The organism is Sphaerospermopsis reniformis, assembly GCF_005402885.1.
Classification (GTDB): domain Bacteria; phylum Cyanobacteriota; class Cyanobacteriia; order Cyanobacteriales; family Nostocaceae; genus Sphaerospermopsis; species Sphaerospermopsis kisseleviana.
In genome coordinates this window covers 1-17,802 of record NZ_BJCE01000112.1, presented here as the reverse complement: position 1 = coordinate 17,802, position 17,802 = coordinate 1, and the positions used below count along the sequence as shown (strand labels likewise).

16 protein-coding genes and 1 pseudogene are annotated in these 17,802 nt (G+C 37.2%); 7 read left to right on the top strand and 10 right to left on the bottom strand.

What is annotated here, in order from left to right; genetic code table 11:
- Nucleotides 1-324: 324 nt before the first annotated feature.
- Entirely contained in the window at nucleotides 325-900 is a 576-nt protein-coding gene (locus FFR48_RS16035) for a Uma2 family endonuclease (protein WP_137668053.1), read from the top strand.
- 160 nt (nucleotides 901-1,060) lie between these two features.
- Here FFR48_RS16035 and FFR48_RS16030 read toward each other — a convergent pair whose 3' ends face one another.
- From FFR48_RS16030 to FFR48_RS16010, 5 genes and pseudogenes are all read right to left on the bottom strand, one after another.
- On the bottom strand, nucleotides 1,061-3,274 hold the full coding sequence (locus FFR48_RS16030; protein WP_137668052.1) for a glycoside hydrolase family 57 protein: 2,214 nt from the start codon (nucleotides 3,272-3,274) through the stop codon (nucleotides 1,061-1,063).
- A 179-nt stretch (nucleotides 3,275-3,453) separates the two neighbouring features.
- Nucleotides 3,454-3,684 (bottom strand): NifU family protein, encoded by a 231-nt coding sequence (locus FFR48_RS16025; RefSeq protein ID WP_096572267.1) that lies wholly within the window; start codon nucleotides 3,682-3,684, stop codon nucleotides 3,454-3,456.
- Between the two features lie 82 nt (nucleotides 3,685-3,766).
- A pseudogene (locus FFR48_RS16020) lies at nucleotides 3,767-4,885 on the bottom strand (GAF domain-containing protein); the annotation flags it as partial.
- Between the two features lie 127 nt (nucleotides 4,886-5,012).
- A complete protein-coding gene (locus FFR48_RS16015) occupies nucleotides 5,013-5,150 on the bottom strand; it encodes a hypothetical protein (protein ID WP_162501898.1) in 138 nt (45 codons plus the stop codon).
- Nucleotides 5,143-5,379 carry a hypothetical protein gene (locus FFR48_RS16010; protein ID WP_096572265.1) on the bottom strand — a complete coding sequence of 79 codons (237 nt, stop codon included), beginning with the start codon at nucleotides 5,377-5,379 and terminating at the stop codon, nucleotides 5,143-5,145. The genes FFR48_RS16015 and FFR48_RS16010 overlap by 8 nt, the downstream gene beginning before the upstream one ends.
- Nucleotides 5,380-5,663: 284 nt before the next feature.
- Here FFR48_RS16010 and lepA point away from each other — a divergent pair, with 284 nt between their 5' ends.
- From lepA to FFR48_RS15995, 3 genes are all read left to right on the top strand, one after another.
- Nucleotides 5,664-7,475, top strand: a complete 1,812-nt coding sequence (lepA, locus tag FFR48_RS16005; protein WP_096572264.1) for a translation elongation factor 4 — start codon at nucleotides 5,664-5,666, stop codon at nucleotides 7,473-7,475.
- Between the two features lie 382 nt (nucleotides 7,476-7,857).
- The gene (locus FFR48_RS16000; RefSeq protein WP_137668050.1) at nucleotides 7,858-9,045 is read left to right on the top strand and encodes a glycosyltransferase family 4 protein; all 1,188 of its coding nucleotides are present in this window, start codon (nucleotides 7,858-7,860) and stop codon (nucleotides 9,043-9,045) included.
- A 164-nt stretch (nucleotides 9,046-9,209) separates the two neighbouring features.
- Complete coding sequence (locus tag FFR48_RS15995; RefSeq protein ID WP_137668054.1) at nucleotides 9,210-10,268, top strand: cyanophycinase; 1,059 nt, start codon at nucleotides 9,210-9,212, stop codon at nucleotides 10,266-10,268.
- A 152-nt stretch (nucleotides 10,269-10,420) separates the two neighbouring features.
- Here FFR48_RS15995 and FFR48_RS15990 read toward each other — a convergent pair whose 3' ends face one another.
- The 4 genes from FFR48_RS15990 to FFR48_RS15975 all read right to left on the bottom strand — a co-directional run bounded on the left by FFR48_RS15990 (nucleotide 10,421) and on the right by FFR48_RS15975 (nucleotide 14,823).
- Nucleotides 10,421-11,584, bottom strand: a complete 1,164-nt coding sequence (locus FFR48_RS15990; protein ID WP_137668049.1) for an IscS subfamily cysteine desulfurase — start codon at nucleotides 11,582-11,584, stop codon at nucleotides 10,421-10,423.
- Between the two features lie 15 nt (nucleotides 11,585-11,599).
- Nucleotides 11,600-12,256 carry a type I restriction endonuclease gene (locus tag FFR48_RS15985; protein WP_137668048.1) on the bottom strand — a complete coding sequence of 219 codons (657 nt, stop codon included), beginning with the start codon at nucleotides 12,254-12,256 and terminating at the stop codon, nucleotides 11,600-11,602.
- Nucleotides 12,257-12,349: 93 nt separating this feature from the next.
- Nucleotides 12,350-12,826, bottom strand: coding sequence for a thioredoxin-dependent thiol peroxidase (gene bcp / locus FFR48_RS15980; RefSeq protein ID WP_137668047.1), 477 nt, complete (start codon nucleotides 12,824-12,826; stop codon nucleotides 12,350-12,352).
- A 74-nt stretch (nucleotides 12,827-12,900) separates the two neighbouring features.
- The gene (locus FFR48_RS15975) at nucleotides 12,901-14,823 is read right to left on the bottom strand and encodes a lipoxygenase family protein (RefSeq protein WP_137668046.1); all 1,923 of its coding nucleotides are present in this window, start codon (nucleotides 14,821-14,823) and stop codon (nucleotides 12,901-12,903) included.
- 103 nt (nucleotides 14,824-14,926) lie between these two features.
- Here FFR48_RS15975 and FFR48_RS15970 point away from each other — a divergent pair, with 103 nt between their 5' ends.
- The 3 genes from FFR48_RS15970 (at nucleotide 14,927) to FFR48_RS15960 (ending at nucleotide 16,646) form a co-directional block, all read left to right on the top strand.
- A complete protein-coding gene (locus FFR48_RS15970) occupies nucleotides 14,927-15,766 on the top strand; it encodes an FAD-binding domain-containing protein (protein ID WP_137668045.1) in 840 nt (279 codons plus the stop codon).
- A 318-nt stretch (nucleotides 15,767-16,084) separates the two neighbouring features.
- Nucleotides 16,085-16,363, top strand: coding sequence for a hypothetical protein (locus FFR48_RS15965; RefSeq protein WP_137668044.1), 279 nt, complete (start codon nucleotides 16,085-16,087; stop codon nucleotides 16,361-16,363).
- Entirely contained in the window at nucleotides 16,353-16,646 is a 294-nt protein-coding gene (locus FFR48_RS15960) for a type II toxin-antitoxin system VapC family toxin (protein WP_137668043.1), read from the top strand. Before FFR48_RS15965 ends, FFR48_RS15960 begins: the two co-directional genes overlap by 11 nt.
- A gap of 237 nt (nucleotides 16,647-16,883) precedes the next feature.
- On the opposite strand, the gene FFR48_RS15955 is transcribed toward FFR48_RS15960, so the two are convergent.
- Nucleotides 16,884-17,714: a DUF2887 domain-containing protein gene (locus FFR48_RS15955; RefSeq protein ID WP_137668042.1), complete on the bottom strand. Its 831-nt coding sequence runs from the start codon at nucleotides 17,712-17,714 to the stop codon at nucleotides 16,884-16,886.
- Nucleotides 17,715-17,802 lie beyond the last annotated feature (88 nt).

The window sequence follows — 17,802 nt, the reverse complement described above, 5'->3', positions numbered from 1 at the left end:
AGTAATATTCTCTATTTTTTGGCAGATAAAGTTAAAATCAAACAGAAAAATTAGGTAAATAAAATTTTTCTGGTTGGGATTTTTCAAAAATATCAATTATCTGGGTCACATCTGCGGAATGTGGGTTGCAAACGCAAAGTTCGTAGTAAGGAATAAATTCCTTACTTGAGGACTGAAGTCCTCACTACGGAACTTAATCTACTTTTGAATTATTTTCTTCCTCTGCGTCTTTGCGTCTTTGCGTGAGATATAAAAGATGTTGGGTTTCCTCCCGTCAACCCAACGTACTGAGATATAATATCTAATATTCAACAGGTAAGAATCATGACTTCTGTAACCTTACAAATCCCACAATCATTAAAATTCACAGATGATGAATTTGTAGAAATAGTTGCAGCTAACAAAGATTTACGTTTAGAATTATCACATCAAGGGGAATTAATTGTTATGTCACCAACCGGAGGAGAAACAGGAGAAAGAAACTTAGAATTAACTGGACAAGTTTGGTTTTGGAACAGAACACATAAATTAGGAAAAGCATTTGATTCTTCCACAGGTTTTAAATTACCTCTTGGTGGTACTCGTTCCCCTGATGTATCTTGGATAAAAATAGAAAGATGGAATGCACTGACACCAGAACAAAGAAAAAAGTTTTTACCTTTATGTCCTGATTTTGTGATTGAATTAGTTTCTGAAAGTGACGATTTAGCTGATACCCAAGCCAAAATGCGGGAATATATTAATAATGGATTGCGTTTAGGTTGGTTGTTAAATCCTAAAGATAAACAAGTAGAAATATATCGTCAAAATCAAGCAGTAGAAATATTAGAAAATCCTCAAAGTTTATCTGGGGAAGATGTGTTACCAGGTTTTATTTTAGATTTACAACCCATTTTTTAAACGCAAAGTTCGTAGTAAGGAATAAATTCCTTACTTGAGGACTGAAGTCCTCACTACGGAACTTAATCTACTTTTGAATTATTTTCTTCCTCTGCGTTCTCTGCGTCTTTGCGTGAGATAAAAAAGATGTTGGGTTTCCTTTCGTCAACCCAACCTACTATTAAGGGACTTCAATGGGAATCAAAGAATTTTCCGGTAAATAACTGTGATAACAACCATCATCAGCTAATACTAAAACCAACCTTACAGGATAGTCAGGAGGAACTTGCAAATCTGCCCAAGGTACTGCTATCTCTAAACAAGAGTTTAACGCAACTTGGGCGCGAGTTGCGCGGGGATGCCATTGATAATGTTCTGCTGCTTCTCGAAAATAAATTGTTTGGGAAATTAGGTTAATTTCTAAATGATGGTGAAAGAAATAATTAACCGGTGCAAGATCAGGAACTTCTGCTAAAGGTGCAGGACTATTGATCATTGGTCTATCGGGATAATACCACAATAAATTTAATTCTTTGGGTAGTTCTTTTCCTGGTGTGACACCGCTTTTAAAGTCTACTCGCACATAGAAATTTAGGTGATCAACACCGTAAAAAATGCGTTGTACTAAACTACTTTGGTGCATTGTTCCCCGTGAACCACCTACTTCTATTCTGCCGGCTTTATCCCAGTCTTGTTCATCCCCTTTACCGTCAATTATGGGATGAATAAAACTTTCTGGACGATGATCTAATTTGGCTTCGTGGACTTCTAATGGTTGGGTTAAATAGGCTGGTATGGGTTCATTTAATGCTTTATAAATGCCATATAAATGTTCTCTAAATAGTTGATCAAATATGGCATCTTGATTTGATGAATGTCCTTCTCCAAACCACCAAAACCAATCTGAACCTTCAGCAGCATATAATGCTTCCCACGCTGCGGGGTTATTTTCTTCGGTTGCTTCGGGATGTTTTGCTAAGGTTTCTCTTGCATGGGTTAAATAGTCCCAAGCGCGGTTTTTTACAGGATCACCGATCCAAGTTGTAAAACTGCCATCTACCCATGAACCGCTATGTAATTTTTCACCGGGAATAGTTGCTGTAGCGGGGTATTTTTCGAGAAATTCGGAAACAGTAACCAGTTTGATATTTTCTTGATTACTCAGGTTTTCATACAATGTTTCTAGGAAAATTTTACCATCTTGGGGATAAAATTCCCAGCAATTTTCCCCATCCAAAGCAATGGTAACTAACCAAGGTTGTGAAGTTGGGTTTTCTCTTTGTTTTCTAGCGATCGCCTGTAAATGTCCTACTAAGTCTGCAACCCCCTGTTTTGGCTGCATTGCACCATAAGTAAAACCCACTAAATCTGATAATCTATGATCCCGGAATACAATGGAAACCTCACCTGCGGGAGTTTGCAAACGATAGGGACGGTATAATAATTCTGGTTGTTGTAAATTTCCCGCCCCATCCCGATGAAAGAAATGTTGCAATGTCCAACCTAAAACCGCTTCATCTGAGCAAATCCACTTAAACCCCTGTTTAATAATATACGGTAAAATTTCTGGGCTGACGGACTGTTCTGAAGGCCATAAACCTCTGGGTGCTTGTTCAAACCTATCTTTATATAAATCCCAGGCTTTTTGTAAATGGCGGGGAATATCTTCCGCCCACTGGAAACGCTGGTTAGGTAATGTCATTTGTGGCACTGCCACCCGTCCAGAGTTGGTATCAGCTAACAGGGGTAAAATGGGGTGAGTGTAGGGGGTGGTGGTAACTTCTAACTGGCCAGTTTCCTGCATTTTCCGGTGTTGGGGAATAATGCGACTGAGGATTTGTTTTTGTTTAGAATAGATCCGTTGGCGATCGCCTAAAGTAAAATTACGTCCTTGTTTTAACCAAACTGCAATTTCTGGATCATCCCAAAATAAAGGATCAATCCACGCTAAATTATGCCAAGCTAATAAATCACTATAATCTACAGCTTGCCAATTTGCTAAACACCAACCTTGACCCTTTTCCTGTCTTTGATAATACAATTGGGCATAACGGGGATGGGGGTCAATTAAAGTATGATGGTTAGCATCAAAAAAATGTTGAACAATAAACTCTTTTTGTTCTGTGGTTAACTGTTCCACAGGTGTTAAACTGGCAGTTAAATAAGGGTCAAAAGCATTTCCCGCAATATAATCTTCTAACTGTAAAATCAAAGACGGTACTAAATTCACCGTTTGATGTAATTTCGGGTATTTTTCCAGCAATAATATTAAATCTAGATAATCCTTAGTACCATGTAACCTCACCCAAGGTAAGCGATACTGCTGACTGACAGGAGACTTGTACAATGGTTGATGTTGGTGCCAAATAAACGCGACGTAAAGGGGATGAGACATGATCAATAATATGCTTTTCAGGATTTACTAATAATTTTCAATTATCAATAATGGTAATGGGTAATTGGTGATAGTTGATAGTTGATAGTTGATAGGGAAACATAAAGATTGATTACCCACTCACCAATCACCAGTCACCAGTCACCAATCACCAATCACCAACCACCAGTCATCTATCCTTAGATGACTTGTTCAATTTCTGCAATTTCGGGAATCATTTCTTTGAGACGGCGTTCAATACCCATTCTCAAAGTCATTTGTGAACTAGGACAAGAACCGCAAGCACCTTGTAAACGCAGTTTCACTACTGGTCCATCGAGTTCTACCAGTTCCACATTACCCCCATCAGACATTAGATAAGGGCGCATTTCATCTAAGACAGTTTCAACGTTTTCAAGTGTCAATTCCATAGTTTTAGACCTGTTCAGTTAAGGACGGCTTTGAAAGTGGGATTTGCAGATTATCCACCCATTTCCCAAAATATAACAGGACTTCGGGATCATCTGCTATCCCTTCTAAAATCAGCTTTAAAAAGCCAATCATGCCATTTAAAGGTGTATGAATTTCGTGGGATACATTAGCGAGAAATTCGCTTTTTAACCGGGATGCTTCCTCAGCGTTTTGTCTTGCGTATTCTAGTTCTTTGTATAGGGTAGCATGAGCGATCGCTGTACCCAGTTGATCTGCCAACTCCTTAATTAATTCTATTTCCGTTTCTGTTATTAATATTTCTTCACTGCTTAAACTTAACCCAACTAAACCATTTGCTTGGTCTTGATAGTTAGTAGCAAAAAGTAAAAATCTGTGCTGCTGAGAATTTGTTTGAATAGGCATCTCTATGACCATCGGTTCTAGAGTTGCCAAAGCTTGAGCAAAAGCAGGTTCAGAAGATATCTCTATTTCTGAGCCTAAAATGGGCTTGAATGCTGGTTGGTGATATTCTGCGATTACCCTAACTTTTGAATCTCCTGGCTGATAAGGAAAGAAAATACAACGCTCCAGTTTGAGAGTTTGTCCTAAACTGTCAACTGTTTGCTGCCAAATAACATCTATATCCAGTGTCCACCAGATATTTCTGGTGATTTGGTTTAATAGTTTTTGGTATTGCACCAATAACTGTGGCACTTTCCGAGAATGCAAAAATAACTCAAGCTGTGAAGGCGTTTTTGCTGCCTGATTCACTTCTTTACCATGGACTGGAGATGGTAATAGCCTACCCATAACCAAAACTGTGGTTGCGGCTTCACCCAGTTGCGGCATAATTGGAGTAATTGTCAACTCCAACTCTAATAAATATTGACTGCATTTAAACCAACATTGAACTCTCTCTGGGACTAAAGTTGTTAAAATCCTTTGCAAGCCTTCCAAATAGGCAACTTTATCTACTGGGGTAAAGATTTCATTTTCATTAAGCGCATCAACTATTCTCTCAGTCATTAAATCCAGGAGTTCGCTGTACTGCCAATCAAATGTCAGATAACGCCCAGTACCATCTTGGATATATACCAACTCAGATGCAAGAGTTAGTAATAAGCCATCTGTACTGCGGTTAGTAGATTCCAGGTTCTGAGAAAATAGCTTTGGCAATGGGTTATTCGCAGTAATAGTCATTTATCGAGTTGGATAGACAATTTGCTTTCCACCGTGGTTGTACTAAAGCTGCTTAAATTTTGGCATAAAGTTTTACAGCTTTCATACTTTTGACTGTATATTTTTGACTTTTCTGGAATCTGGAGCGTTAAGTTTTACATTTTGTATCATTGGGGACTGGTGACTGGTGATTGGTGACTGGTGATTGGGAAAAATACAAATAACTTCCCCCTGCTCGCTGCTCCCCTGCTTCTTCCCCAGTCCCCAGTCCCCAAATTTCAATCATTCCATTCTCCTCTAGGGGGAATAGGTGTGCGTATTGGTGTGCGAGTTAGTTCATCATCTCTCGGTATGTCGCCGCGTAACCATTGGCGGATGGCGACTTCTATCACCTTACTGGGGTCATTGGTAAGATGCTGAATTTGGGCTATTAATTCAGAGTCTAGGCGAACAGCAATTTCTACCTTGTCTGTATGGATTTTTTCCCCGTTGGTGGGGTTTTCTTGCGTATTCATAGGTTTACGGTTTCCCAAAAAATTACCAAACTTAGATGATTCAGTTTTTAGGTGGCAGTTTTCATATACAGTGTCATCATATCTTGAAAATTAATTCACCTGCCTGGGGAATGGAAAGTGGCAGGGGGAGCAGGGAGAGCAGGGGGAGGTAAATAACCCAGTCACCAGTCACCAGTCACCAGTCACCAATCACCAATTACCCATTACCCATTACCCAATAAAGCATTAAAATACATGAAGTAAATAGATTTAACTTTTGATTGCTGCTAAAGCAAAGATGGTATATGACTGACGTTCCCGCAGTTCGCATTCGCAATTTCTGTATTATTGCTCATATTGATCACGGTAAATCTACTTTAGCCGATCGCTTACTCCAAGCTACTGGCACTGTAGACGACCGACAAATGAAGGAGCAGTTTCTCGATAACATGGATCTGGAACGGGAGCGCGGCATTACAATTAAGCTGCAAGCTGCCCGGATGAATTACACAGCTAAGGATGGTCAGCAGTACGTTTTAAACTTAATTGATACTCCTGGTCACGTTGACTTTTCCTATGAGGTTTCCCGTTCTCTGGCTGCTTGTGAGGGTGCTTTATTGGTTGTGGATGCCTCCCAAGGGGTAGAAGCCCAAACTTTAGCAAATGTGTATTTAGCACTAGAGCATAATTTGGAAATTATTCCAGTTTTAAATAAAATTGATTTACCAGGAGCAGAACCAGATAGAGTAGTTAGTGAAATTGAAGAAATTATTGGTTTAGATTGCAGTGGGGCAATTTTAGCTTCTGCTAAAGAGGGAATCGGTATTCCTGAGATTTTAGAGACGATTGTAGAACGTGTACCCCCAGCAGCTAATACGGTTGATCAACCTTTAAGGGCGCTGATTTTTGATAGTTACTACGATAGCTACCGGGGAGTAATTGTTTATTTCCGGGTGATGGATGGGACTGTGAAGAAGGGCGATCGCATCTATTTGATGGCATCGGGTAAGGAATATGAAATTGATGAGTTAGGTGTCCTTTCTCCCACCCAAAAACAAGTTGAAGAACTCCATGCAGGAGAAGTAGGTTATTTAGCCGCCTCTATTAAAGCTGTGGCTGATGCACGGGTGGGCGATACTATCACCTTATCTAAGGCTAAAGCCACAGAACCTTTACCCGGTTACACAGAGGCTAACCCAATGGTATTTTGTGGGATGTTCCCCATAGATGCAGATCAATTTGAAGACTTGCGGGAAGCTTTGGAAAAACTGAGATTGAATGATGCGGCTTTGCAATATGAACCGGAAACTTCTAGCGCAATGGGGTTTGGTTTCCGTTGTGGGTTCTTGGGTTTGCTACACATGGAAATTGTCCAAGAACGGTTAGAGCGAGAGTATAACCTGGATTTAATTATTACAGCCCCATCTGTGGTTTATAAGGTGATCACTATCAAGGGTGAGGAACTGTATATTGATAATCCTAGCCATTTACCTGCGCCCAATGACCGGGAAAGAATAGAAGAACCTTATGTGCAGGTAGAAATGATTACTCCCGAAACCTACGTTGGTACTTTGATGGAGTTATCACAAAACCGCCGGGGTATTTTCAAAGATATGAAATATCTTACCCAGGGACGGACTACCCTAACTTATGAAATTCCTTTGGCGGAAGTTGTCACCGACTTTTTTGATCAAATGAAATCCCGTTCTCGTGGTTATGCGAGTATGGAATATCATCTGATTGGCTACCGGGAAAATCCGTTGGTGAAGTTGGATATTATGATCAATGGTGATCCCGTAGATTCTTTAGCGATGATCGTCCACCGGGATAAAGCTTATGGTGTGGGCAGATCAATGGCTGAAAAGCTCAAAGAACTGATCCCACGTCATCAATTCAAAGTTCCCATTCAAGCGTCTATTGGTAGTAAGGTGATTGCCAGTGAACATATTCCGGCTTTGCGGAAAGACGTTTTAGCTAAGTGCTACGGTGGTGACATCAGCCGGAAGAAGAAACTTTTGCAGAAACAAGCCAAGGGTAAAAAACGGATGAAAGCTGTGGGTACGGTGGATGTACCCCAGGAAGCGTTTATGGCTGTGTTGAAGTTAGATCAAAGTTAATGTATGAGGTGACAGGAGGCAGGAGTCAGGAGTCAGGAGGCAGGAGGCAGGGGAGGTAGAATAAATTTTTCTCGCTGTTCCCTGTTCCCTGTTCCCTGCCTCCACGAAAAATTCATGAATCAAATCGGATCACTATACCTCCCCAGTCCCCAGTCAACTAGATATTTGCAAATTTAAAGTTAACCTGGTTTTTTGATGAAATCGGGTTTTTTTGTAGAGATAAATTGCAAATCAATATGATAAGCTTTATCAAAAAACTATTTATTAAAAAAAACAACAATTTCACTAGGAATACTCGCAGTAATTGTCACACTTCGTATTTTGAGATCAAAGTAGTTTTTTCTATTCTTTCAAGTTTTGTAAATATCGGGGAGTTAAATCAATGAAGATACTGGTACTAAGTTGGGAATTTCCGCCAAGGTTAGTGGGAGGAATTGCCCGTCATGTAGGAGAATTATACCCGGAATTGGTAAAGTTAGGGCATGAGATTCACTTGATTACGCCAGAAGTAAAACAATCATCACTGTATGAAGTAGTTGAGGGTATTTATGTACATCGAGTACCAGTAGCCCATAGTCATGATTTTTTTCACTGGGTAGTAAATTTAAATGAGAGTATGGGACATCACGGTGGTAAATTGATGTTAGAGGAAAGACCATTTGATCTTATTCATGCCCATGATTGGTTAGTTGGAGATGCAGCGATCGCTCTCAAACATACTTTTAAAGTTCCTCTCATTGCTACCATTCACGCCACAGAATACGGACGTTATAACGGTATTTATAATGATACCCAACGCTATATTAGTGGCAAAGAAGAATTATTAGCTTATAACGCTTGGCGCATCATTGTTTGTACTGAATATATGCGGGGGGAAGTAGTCAGAGCATTAAATAGTCATGGTGATAAAATCGACGTGATTTTTAATGGGATTCGCCCAGAAAAAAAGCAACATTACCGAGATTTTCATGCTCAAGATTTTCGTCGCCAATTTGCCGCAGATCATGAAAAAATTGTTTATTACTTGGGCAGGATGACTTATGAAAAAGGTATACCTGTATTGCTTAATGCTGCTCCCAAGGTACTTTGGGAAATGGGCGGTTACGTTAAATTTGTGATAGTTGGTGGTGGTAATACTGACCATTTAAAACAGCAAGCCTGGGATTTAGGAATTTGGGATAAATGCTATTTTACTGGTTTTCTTTCTGATGACTACTTGGATAAATTTCAAACCTTAGCTGACTGTGCAGTTTTTCCCAGTCTTTATGAACCTTTTGGTATTGTAGCTTTAGAAAGTTTTGCTTCTAGAGTTCCGGTTGTGGTTTCAGATACGGGTGGTTTTCCGGAAGTAGTACAACATACGAAAACAGGAATTGTAACTAAAGTAAATAATCCAGATTCTTTAGCATGGGGAATTTTAGAAGTTTTGAAAAATCCAGGTTATCGACAATGGTTGATAGATAACGCTTATGAAGATTTAGAACGAAGATTTCGCTGGACACAATTAGCAAAAGAAACGGAAGCTGTATATGAGAAAGTGGTGAAAGAGCGATCGCAAGTTGATTGGTAATTAAACACAAAGTAAAACTGAGGTTTTCGCAGAGTAGTGGAGATAATATTAATTACTCTGCGTTTTTTGCCGTTAAAAAACAGTACAAAGGCTGTACGCTGGGAATTTACCCCTTGGGAATGCGAGAGTTAGAAATGATGGCTGTTTGCTTCACATTCCTGAGTATGACCAAGGCATTCCCAAATATAGGCAAGTGCTTGAGAAAAGCAAGAACTATGTTGTTGAAGATGGGAACCTTCCTCATATCCCACTTTACAGCAAACCTAAACCGCTACTTGGAAAAAATTAGCCGTGATGTTAGTCCACCGTTACCAAACCCCAATTATAGACCGAATTATAAAGTTCCTTTATTAGCTGGACCTGTACATAATTTGGGTGGGGGTGGTCCTGATGTGGATGATGCGATTCAATGGATGATAAATCAAGTCAGGGGAGGTGCTAACTCTAACAAAAAAGTTAATGTTGTTGTCATTCGTGCTGCTGGTAACGATGATTATAATCAGCTAATTTATAATATGAGAGGTGTGAATTATGTAGAGACTTTAATCATTAGAAATAAACAAGAAGCGAATAGGACAGATATTTTTGATAAAGTCAGAAATGCTGGAGTAATTTTCTTTGCTGGTGGTGATCAATGTGAATATATTCGCAACTGGAAAAACACGAAATTAGAAGCTGCCATCAAATCAGTTTATGATAAGGGTGGGGCTATTGGTGGCACAAGTGCAGGGGCAATGATTCAAAGTGAATTTGTTTATGATTCTTGCGCTTGTGAAGATAGTATTGAAACTAATGAAGCACTGGAAGACCCCTATAGGAATATTACATTTACCTATAACTTTTTCCAGTGGAAGTATTTGCGAAGAACGATTATTGACACCCATTTTGATGAACGCAAAAGAATGGGAAGAATTATGGTTTTTATTGCGCGACAAATTCAAGATGGTGTATCTAATACTGCGTTAGGAATAGCTATTAGCGAAGAAACATCTTTACTTGTAGATAAATATGGAATTGCAAAAGTTATGGGGAGGGGTTCAGTTTATTTTGTTCTTGGAGATCATTCCCCAGAAGTTTGTCAACCCGGAAAACCTCTCACATATTATGATTATAAAATTTGGCGATTTCCTAGAGGTGAAACTTTTGATTTAAATAATTTACCATCTAGAGGTTATTATCTCAGAAGTGTGAAACGGGGAAGATTTGATTCTGATCCTTATTAATGGATGTACAGATCCTCTTGTGGTGCGGGCATCTTGCCCGCTTTATTTTACATCTATAGTTTTTCTTGTTCCCATACTCTGTATGGGAATGAATAAAGCAAGACTCTGGCTTCCGTTTTATTGGAGTCAGAGACTGGGAACGAGAGAATAATTCACACTTTCGAGAAACTTCTTAAACTTTTCACGGTAGTAATTAAATGTTCGGCAACTTGATCTATTTCATAAACAGTATTAAATCTGCCAATTCCCAACCTTACGGAAGCATAAGCTAAATTTTCCGAATGTCCTAAAGCTGTTAAAACATAGGAAGGTGCAACATTATTGGAAGAACAAGCAGAACCAGAAGATATTGCAACAATTGGTTGTAAACCTAAAGAAAGTGCAGCACCATCCACACCTTCCACACTAATATTTAAATTTCCTGCTAACCTTTTTTCAGGATGTCCATTGAGATAAATTCCCTCCAAAGTTGATAACTGTTTCCACAGTCTTTCTCGCAATTCTATTAACCTTTGATTTTCTGTTTCTTGTTCTTTTAAAGCAATTTCCACAGCTTTACCAAAACCAACAATTTGCGGTGTATATAAAGTTCCAGAACGCATCCCTCTTTCATGTCCTCCCCCATGTTGTTGCGCTGCTAATTTTACTCTGGGGTTACGTCTGCGAACATATAAAGCACCAATACCTTTAGGACCATAAACTTTATGGGCAGTTAAAGACATTAAATCAATATTTAATGCTTGCACATCTAAAGGTATTTTACCAATAGCTTGTGCTGCATCTGTATGAAATATAATTTCCTTTTCTCGACAAATTTTACCGATTTCTGCTAAAGGTTGTAAAACACCAATTTCATTATTTGCAGCCATGACAGATACTAAAATTGTATCAGGACGCAAGGCTGTTTCTAATTGGTTTAAATCAATTAATCCATCTTTTTGGACTGGGAGAATTGTAATTTCAAAACCCATGTTTTGTAAATATTCACAAGGGTCTAAAACTGCTTTATGTTCCGTAGCGACGGTAACAATATGTTGACCTTTGGAAAAATATGCTTCTGCGACACCTTTAATAGCTAAATTATTCGCTTCTGTTGCACCACTGGTAAAGACAATTTCTTCTGGGTTAGCGTTAATAGCAGTGGCTAAAATTTCCCTGGTTTGTTTAACTGCTGCTTCACCTTCCCAACCGTAAACATGACTATTACTAGCAGGATTACCAAACTTTTCTGTAAAGTAAGGTATCATGGCATTGAGTACCCTTTCATCTACGGGGGTGGTAGCTTGATTATCGAGGTAGATGGGACGATTAGACATAAATAAACTCAACAATTAAGTTAATATTTTACCGATTTTTTTGAGGATTTTTAAAACTTGATAAAGTTCGTTTTCCCTTCTATATAAAGTGAATCTATCAGACAAAGCATAACAAGGTTTATCAGTTTGGATGAGTTTAATAAATTGGAAGTCTTCACCATTAATTACCAATGAATATAGGGGGTAATTCGGGTGAGGATTGGCTAACATATAGGTAAGTGCTTGGGGTATGGCTTTAGCTAAGGAAAAATTAGTTCTTTTAGCTTCAATCACTAATAACCATAGCTTATTTTGTAGAACTAAAACATCTATTTTACCTTTAATAATCTCTGTATTTTCTGATCCAGTTTCTTCATCATCTGTGAAGATTGTTTCACTAATTTCTATAGGTTCTTCTGTGGCAATATAAAAAGGAGAATCATAGAAACCAGCTAAATCTAGTAAGGGAGATAATACTACTAATTTAACTGCATCTTCTAAAGGACTAGATTTTTCTACTAAGTTGAGATAATTCTTTTTGACTCGGTCTAAATATTGCTGTTCTAATTCTGAGATATTAGGTAAATCTTGTTGCAATTCTGTAAAAAAAAGTTCATCTTTAGATTTTTGTAGGGCAAATTTTTGTTTTAATTCCGCAAGGGTAATATTCTGTGCTTGGATAATCTGAACCATATTTATCTAAAAATTAAATAAAGGTGTTATTTATATTATAAAGCCTGGATGATTATTTTCAGGAGGGAGCGATAAATCGCTCACTACAAACTGTTATTTTGTGGTTAATTCTTGGAGTTTTTTCAAGACTGCTTGTGCATGACCTTTTGTTTTGACGTTTGCCCAAGAATGGGCGATGATTTTATCAGGTGAAATCAAGAATGTTGAACGCGCAACACCCATATATTCTTTACCCATGAATTTCTTTAAACGCCATCCACCGTAAGTTTCAATTAATTGATGTTCGGGGTCACTTAATAGGGTAATTTCTAAGTTATGTTTGGCGATAAATTTGCAATGGGATTTACTGGAATCTGGACTTACACCAATTATTTTAGCACCTAAAGCGGTAAATTCTGCGGCTAAATCTGTAAAATCTTTGGCTTCTGTGGTACATCCAGGGGTGTCATCTTTGGGGTAGAAATAAAGGACTATCCACTCGTTGAAGTCAGCGAGGTTCACGAGTTTATCGTTTTGATCTGGTGTGGAAAAATCGGGTGCAGGTTGTCCAATTTCGGGAATGTTGGTCATGATGAAATTTTTAGGTTAATCTGAAATGTAGAGACTTTTCATGAAACGTCTCTACAAGGATTTTACAATGATGATTATATATTAATACTATTGGGTATCCGAGAAGGTAAAAGATAGGGATATTCTACACCTGTTTCTAGGGAACGTTGTTGATTTCGAGATTTAATTTTACTTTCAATCTCTAACAAATCACTTTGAAAATGGGCGAGAATTTGCCGATCAATTTTATCTGCAAACTGAATAAAATCAGAACTTCCTAATTTACTCCAGTTAATTCCACTTAATGCAAAGGTTAATTGCATTTGCTCTAAATCTCTTGCTGTTGAGGGTAAAATTTCCTCTAAACTGGCTGGTGTATCAGGACGAATATAATTTGCTAAGGGTGCGTTAGGAACATAACCAAAATAATCGTATTGACTAAAATTCAAAGCTGCGTGTTGGGGTCCACAGGTAAAGATGACGATAGTTGCAATGTCTATTAATTGTTGCAAACTACCAACTTTTGTAAACCCTGGTACGCGGGGATAGGAAGGTATTTCTTGGGGTTCTATTCCTGATGCTGCTACCATTTCTTTGGGTAACCATGCAGGTGCTTGAGGAAAGTCTGATTTGGGACGGGTGTTTAAAGGTGCGCCTAGTTCTTCCGCCCAATTTTGTAAATAGATGTCTTGTTGTACTGCTTTATCGTCTGGGTAGTAGCGTTGTAAATAACGAGTTGTGTATTTGGCGATCGCCTCCCATAATAACAACGCATCATCCCGATAAGGAAAGTCTGGTAATAATTTCGGTTCTATTCCCCGCACTTCAATATCATTCAACAGAGAATAATACCAAAAAGACTTTTCTCGATAGGCTTTATTCATCAAGTTACCAGAAGTTTTGATAGTAGGAGCCATTAAATTATCAATTGCTGCTCCTTCTGCTAACAATATACTATTTCCCCGGTTATTAATGGCAATTAAAAATTTAAAATGGGGAGATAATAATTGATAAACTGGGTGATTAGTTGGTATTTGTCTAGAAGTAGCAATAGACAAAGATTCCATTGCTAAATGAGTATAAGCTAAATGGGCAATTAATTCATGATGGGTAGCATCCGCAGTTTGAAAATATAACTTTGCTCTCATCCAATCATCTGCTGGTTCTCCTGTAATTCCTGGTGTGACTACTCGACCTTTTTCTAATTGAATTAGTACAGGTTCTAAACCTTTTTCTGTATTGTGAAATAAAGCTACTGGACTGCCTACATATTTACCAGTTTGTAAGTCTGTAATTTTCAAATCTTTAAAAATTGGATAGTCAGCAATAAACAACTGATTTTCACTTGCAGATTTGATTAAATCAACAGCACCGTTATTAGCTAATTTGTAAGGTTGAGTAGCTAAAGTTTGAATCAAACTTTGATCATTTGTTTGCACTCTGCGGATAATGGTCGGGTTAGCACCAGCTAAACGTTGACGGACAAATTCTCTATCACTCAAACCTCCATCTCGTTCATGAATTATACTCATAACAGGAGGTTTAACATCTGCTTTTTTAGCTAATGCTTGGTAAAATAAATTTCTTTGTTCTGCGTTTTTTGTGAGGGGAGGTAAATTTTTATCTACATTTTCGACAGCTTTTTTAACAGCAGAAATTGTTTGAATTAATTTTTTTCTTTCTTGGATATAGCTACTATTAAATTGTTCATTGGGCGGTAAATCCAAATTAAACCATCCCGATTGAAAAACTTTGCAGTCTACCAACAAAGTCGATATATTTAACCAATTTTCCTGTAATTCTTCCGCTTTTTTATCTAACTGACTCAGTAATAAAGTCCAAGGTTGGGAAAGTTTCCCCTGTTCTACCAAATTTTCGCTGAGTTTGGTTAAAATATAACGGATAACGCCATCTTCCCCAGTGTAAGGAAATAACCTTGCATATCCTTTTTGATCTAAGTTACTGGGATCATAGCGATAGTAACCTTGTTTTTCTTGTAAAGATGGGTGTTTTGTCATGGCTTTTTCTGGTAACACTTGATATACTGTAGAGGATAATATAATTATATTTAAATTGCCACTATTTCTAATTTTGATTACATAATTCTCAACCAATAATACTATGTTACGTGATTTCACTAATCGAGATGAGTTAATAGCTTACCTGCGCGAACAATTTCCCCAGTCCGCAGAACAAGATGATCACATCAGCGAAACTGTGGGTGGAAGGAAAGCAGCAAAAGCAAAGCTAAAACAAGTAGATCCTGTTGCCTACGCAAAAACACGCAATTATTTAAATGGTGCTGTTACTAGATTATCACCTTATATTCGTTATGGTGTATTGAGTTTACGAGAAATTAGAGATGATATTTTAGAACGGGTGGAAAATCCAGAAGATGCGAGTAAATTAATTAATGAATTAGGATGGCGTGATTATTGGCAAAGGCTGTATGTTAAGTTAGGAAAAGGTATTTGGGAAAATCAAGAAGAATACAAAACCGGTTATAAAGTAGCAGATTACGCAAAAAATTTACCGGAAGATGTTATTGAAGGAAAAACCGGACTGGTTTGTATTGATAATTTTAGTCAAGAATTAAGAGAAACTGGCTATTTACATAACCATATTAGAATGTGGTTAGCAGCTTATATTATCCATTGGCGACGTATTCAATGGCAAGCCGGCGCAAAATGGTTTTTGCAACATTTGTTGGATGGTGATCCTGCGAGTAATAATATGTCATGGCAATGGGTAGCGAGTACCTTTAGTCATAAACCTTATTTTTTCAATCGGGAAAATTTAGAACGTTACACAAAAGGCGTTTATTGTCGTCAATGTCCGCTTTATGGTAAGTGTGATTTTGAGGGGAGTTATGAGGAGTTGGAAGCGCGACTTTTTCCCAAAGGTGAGTTTAGTAAAAAGCCTAATAGTCAAAGTTGGCAGAAGGGGAAAAAAGGAAGGTGAAATTTAATTTGTCTGAATCAGGATAACCTGGATTATAGGATTTACAGGATGTAATTTTTAGATGGTTTGTTGGTGATGAAAGTTGCATTTGTCTTAATCAGGATAACCAGGATTAAAGGATTTACAGGATAGTAGTTTATAGATGGTTTAAATTATGCAAAAACAATCATTCAACAACATCCTAAAAAATCCCCAACTTCCAAAAAACAATCATTCAATAATATCCTGTACATCCTCAAATCCTGGCAATATTTACAAATAAAAGCCGATAGCTATATAATTAAAGAAGATTGTGTTTTACAAATGATGAGGATTTTCATGATGACTACAGCACAGGAAAATAAAAAATCTATTTTAGAAAAACTAGATAATTTAACACCTGCACAACAAGAAAAAGTATTAATTTTTATTGAGTCATTATATCTGCAATCACAACCAAATGATATAGAACAAAAACAACGTCGAAAATGGCAAGAAATCAGAGGTAAAGCACCTTATCCTTTAGTTAGTGAAGATGCTCAAAATTGGGTTTCCAGAAATAGAAACGAGGAAAGTAAAAATAGGGAATTAAATCTCAGAAATGTCTATGAACATTGAAGATTATTTCATTCAGGGTAAAAAGTTATTTTTGGATACAGTACCAGTAATTTACTATGTAGAGAATCATCCTCAATATCAGTCTTCAGTTAACTATGTTTTTCACGGTATAGATTCAGGTTTACTAAGTGCGGTTACTTCTCCTATCACATTATCTGAGTGTCTGGTTTATCCTTATCGTTTAGGATTAACAGAATTACAACAGGATTTTATTGATTTGATTGTTTCTGGTGTAAATGTTGAATTTGTACAAATTGATGAATTAATTGCTAAACAAGCATGACAATTAAGAGCTAAATATAATTTAGCTTTATTAGATTCTTTACAAATTTCCGTAGCTATATTTTCTCAATGTGATATTTTCTTAACTAATGATATTCAGTTAAAACGAGTTACAGAATTAATGATTTTAGTTTTGAGTGATTTTTTACTATAACTTGTTTGAATTAAGACATAAAACTCTTTAATTTTGACTTTTGACTTCCCGAAAGGTGTCCTGATTCAGACAAATAGAATAAACCTACTTACTTATTTCAGACTGTAACCATATTTCCAAATCATGAATATCTGTAAAATCTAATAATGCTTCTCCTAGCTTTTCCAGTTGTTCTATGTTTAAACTGTTGATATTCTGAATATAACTATCTCCCAACTTTCCAAATCTTTTTGATAACATACGTATCAATAAAATCATCTCACCTTCCTGCTTTGCTTCTTGATAGACTCTTGTTTGCTTAATATCACTGACTAAAAACATTGCTTCTATCTCCTGACGGCTTAATTGTGAAAACTTGGACAATAAAACACTCTCTAACAATTCTATTATATCTTCTTTTTCTCTGTCATTCTCAACCTCTTTCTTAGTTCTATCCAAAAGGGTTTTAACCAACTCAGGTGTTTCTGATTCCTTGCTGACAATTAACTCAATTAACCCCATCCCAATTGAACCTGATGGTAATTCATCTAAATAAATTCGTTTAATTCTTCCACTATTAATTAATTCTTGTTGATAAACCGTCAATTCTCCTACATCTAAACTCCGCTTTGCAAATAATGCTACTGCTTGCCAATCTTGTACAGGTTTAAACTGATTGAGATAAATGTTAATTTCCGCTATTAATTCCCAGTAAAAATCCGGTTTTGGTTGAAATTGCACTTCGAGAAAATAGATAGGTTTTTCCACACTATCTGGCATAAAAATTGCATCAAATCGAAATGCTTTTTCTTTCACCTCCACAGAAGTAAATTGATAATCTTCAGCCTTTTCTGTAGGTTCACCCAGAATTTCAAATAATAAAGTATGGAAAGTAAGCAGGGGAAACGCATCTAAATTATCTTGACAAAATATCATATTAGTGAATCAAGATGAAAAAAATATCTACTTTCATTCAAAATCTGATTAATTCCTTTATTAATATCCTAAAAGTTGAATAAATTGA

Coding starts and splice junctions, on each gene's coding strand:
- FFR48_RS16035 (WP_137668053.1), top strand. CDS start 325: ATGACTTCTGTAACCTTACAAATCCCACAATCATTAAAATTCACAGAT.
- FFR48_RS16030 (WP_137668052.1), bottom strand. CDS start 3,274: ATGTCTCATCCCCTTTACGTCGCGTTTATTTGGCACCAACATCAACCA.
- FFR48_RS16025 (WP_096572267.1), bottom strand. CDS start 3,684: ATGGAATTGACACTTGAAAACGTTGAAACTGTCTTAGATGAAATGCGC.
- FFR48_RS16015 (WP_162501898.1), bottom strand. CDS start 5,150: ATGATTGAAATTTGGGGACTGGGGACTGGGGAAGAAGCAGGGGAGCAG.
- FFR48_RS16010 (WP_096572265.1), bottom strand. CDS start 5,379: ATGAATACGCAAGAAAACCCCACCAACGGGGAAAAAATCCATACAGAC.
- lepA (WP_096572264.1), top strand. CDS start 5,664: ATGACTGACGTTCCCGCAGTTCGCATTCGCAATTTCTGTATTATTGCT.
- FFR48_RS16000 (WP_137668050.1), top strand. CDS start 7,858: ATGAAGATACTGGTACTAAGTTGGGAATTTCCGCCAAGGTTAGTGGGA.
- FFR48_RS15995 (WP_137668054.1), top strand. CDS start 9,210: ATGACCAAGGCATTCCCAAATATAGGCAAGTGCTTGAGAAAAGCAAGA.
- FFR48_RS15990 (WP_137668049.1), bottom strand. CDS start 11,584: ATGTCTAATCGTCCCATCTACCTCGATAATCAAGCTACCACCCCCGTA.
- FFR48_RS15985 (WP_137668048.1), bottom strand. CDS start 12,256: ATGGTTCAGATTATCCAAGCACAGAATATTACCCTTGCGGAATTAAAA.
- bcp (WP_137668047.1), bottom strand. CDS start 12,826: ATGACCAACATTCCCGAAATTGGACAACCTGCACCCGATTTTTCCACA.
- FFR48_RS15975 (WP_137668046.1), bottom strand. CDS start 14,823: ATGACAAAACACCCATCTTTACAAGAAAAACAAGGTTACTATCGCTAT.
- FFR48_RS15970 (WP_137668045.1), top strand. CDS start 14,927: ATGTTACGTGATTTCACTAATCGAGATGAGTTAATAGCTTACCTGCGC.
- FFR48_RS15965 (WP_137668044.1), top strand. CDS start 16,085: ATGATGACTACAGCACAGGAAAATAAAAAATCTATTTTAGAAAAACTA.
- FFR48_RS15960 (WP_137668043.1), top strand. CDS start 16,353: ATGAACATTGAAGATTATTTCATTCAGGGTAAAAAGTTATTTTTGGAT.
- FFR48_RS15955 (WP_137668042.1), bottom strand. CDS start 17,714: ATGATATTTTGTCAAGATAATTTAGATGCGTTTCCCCTGCTTACTTTC.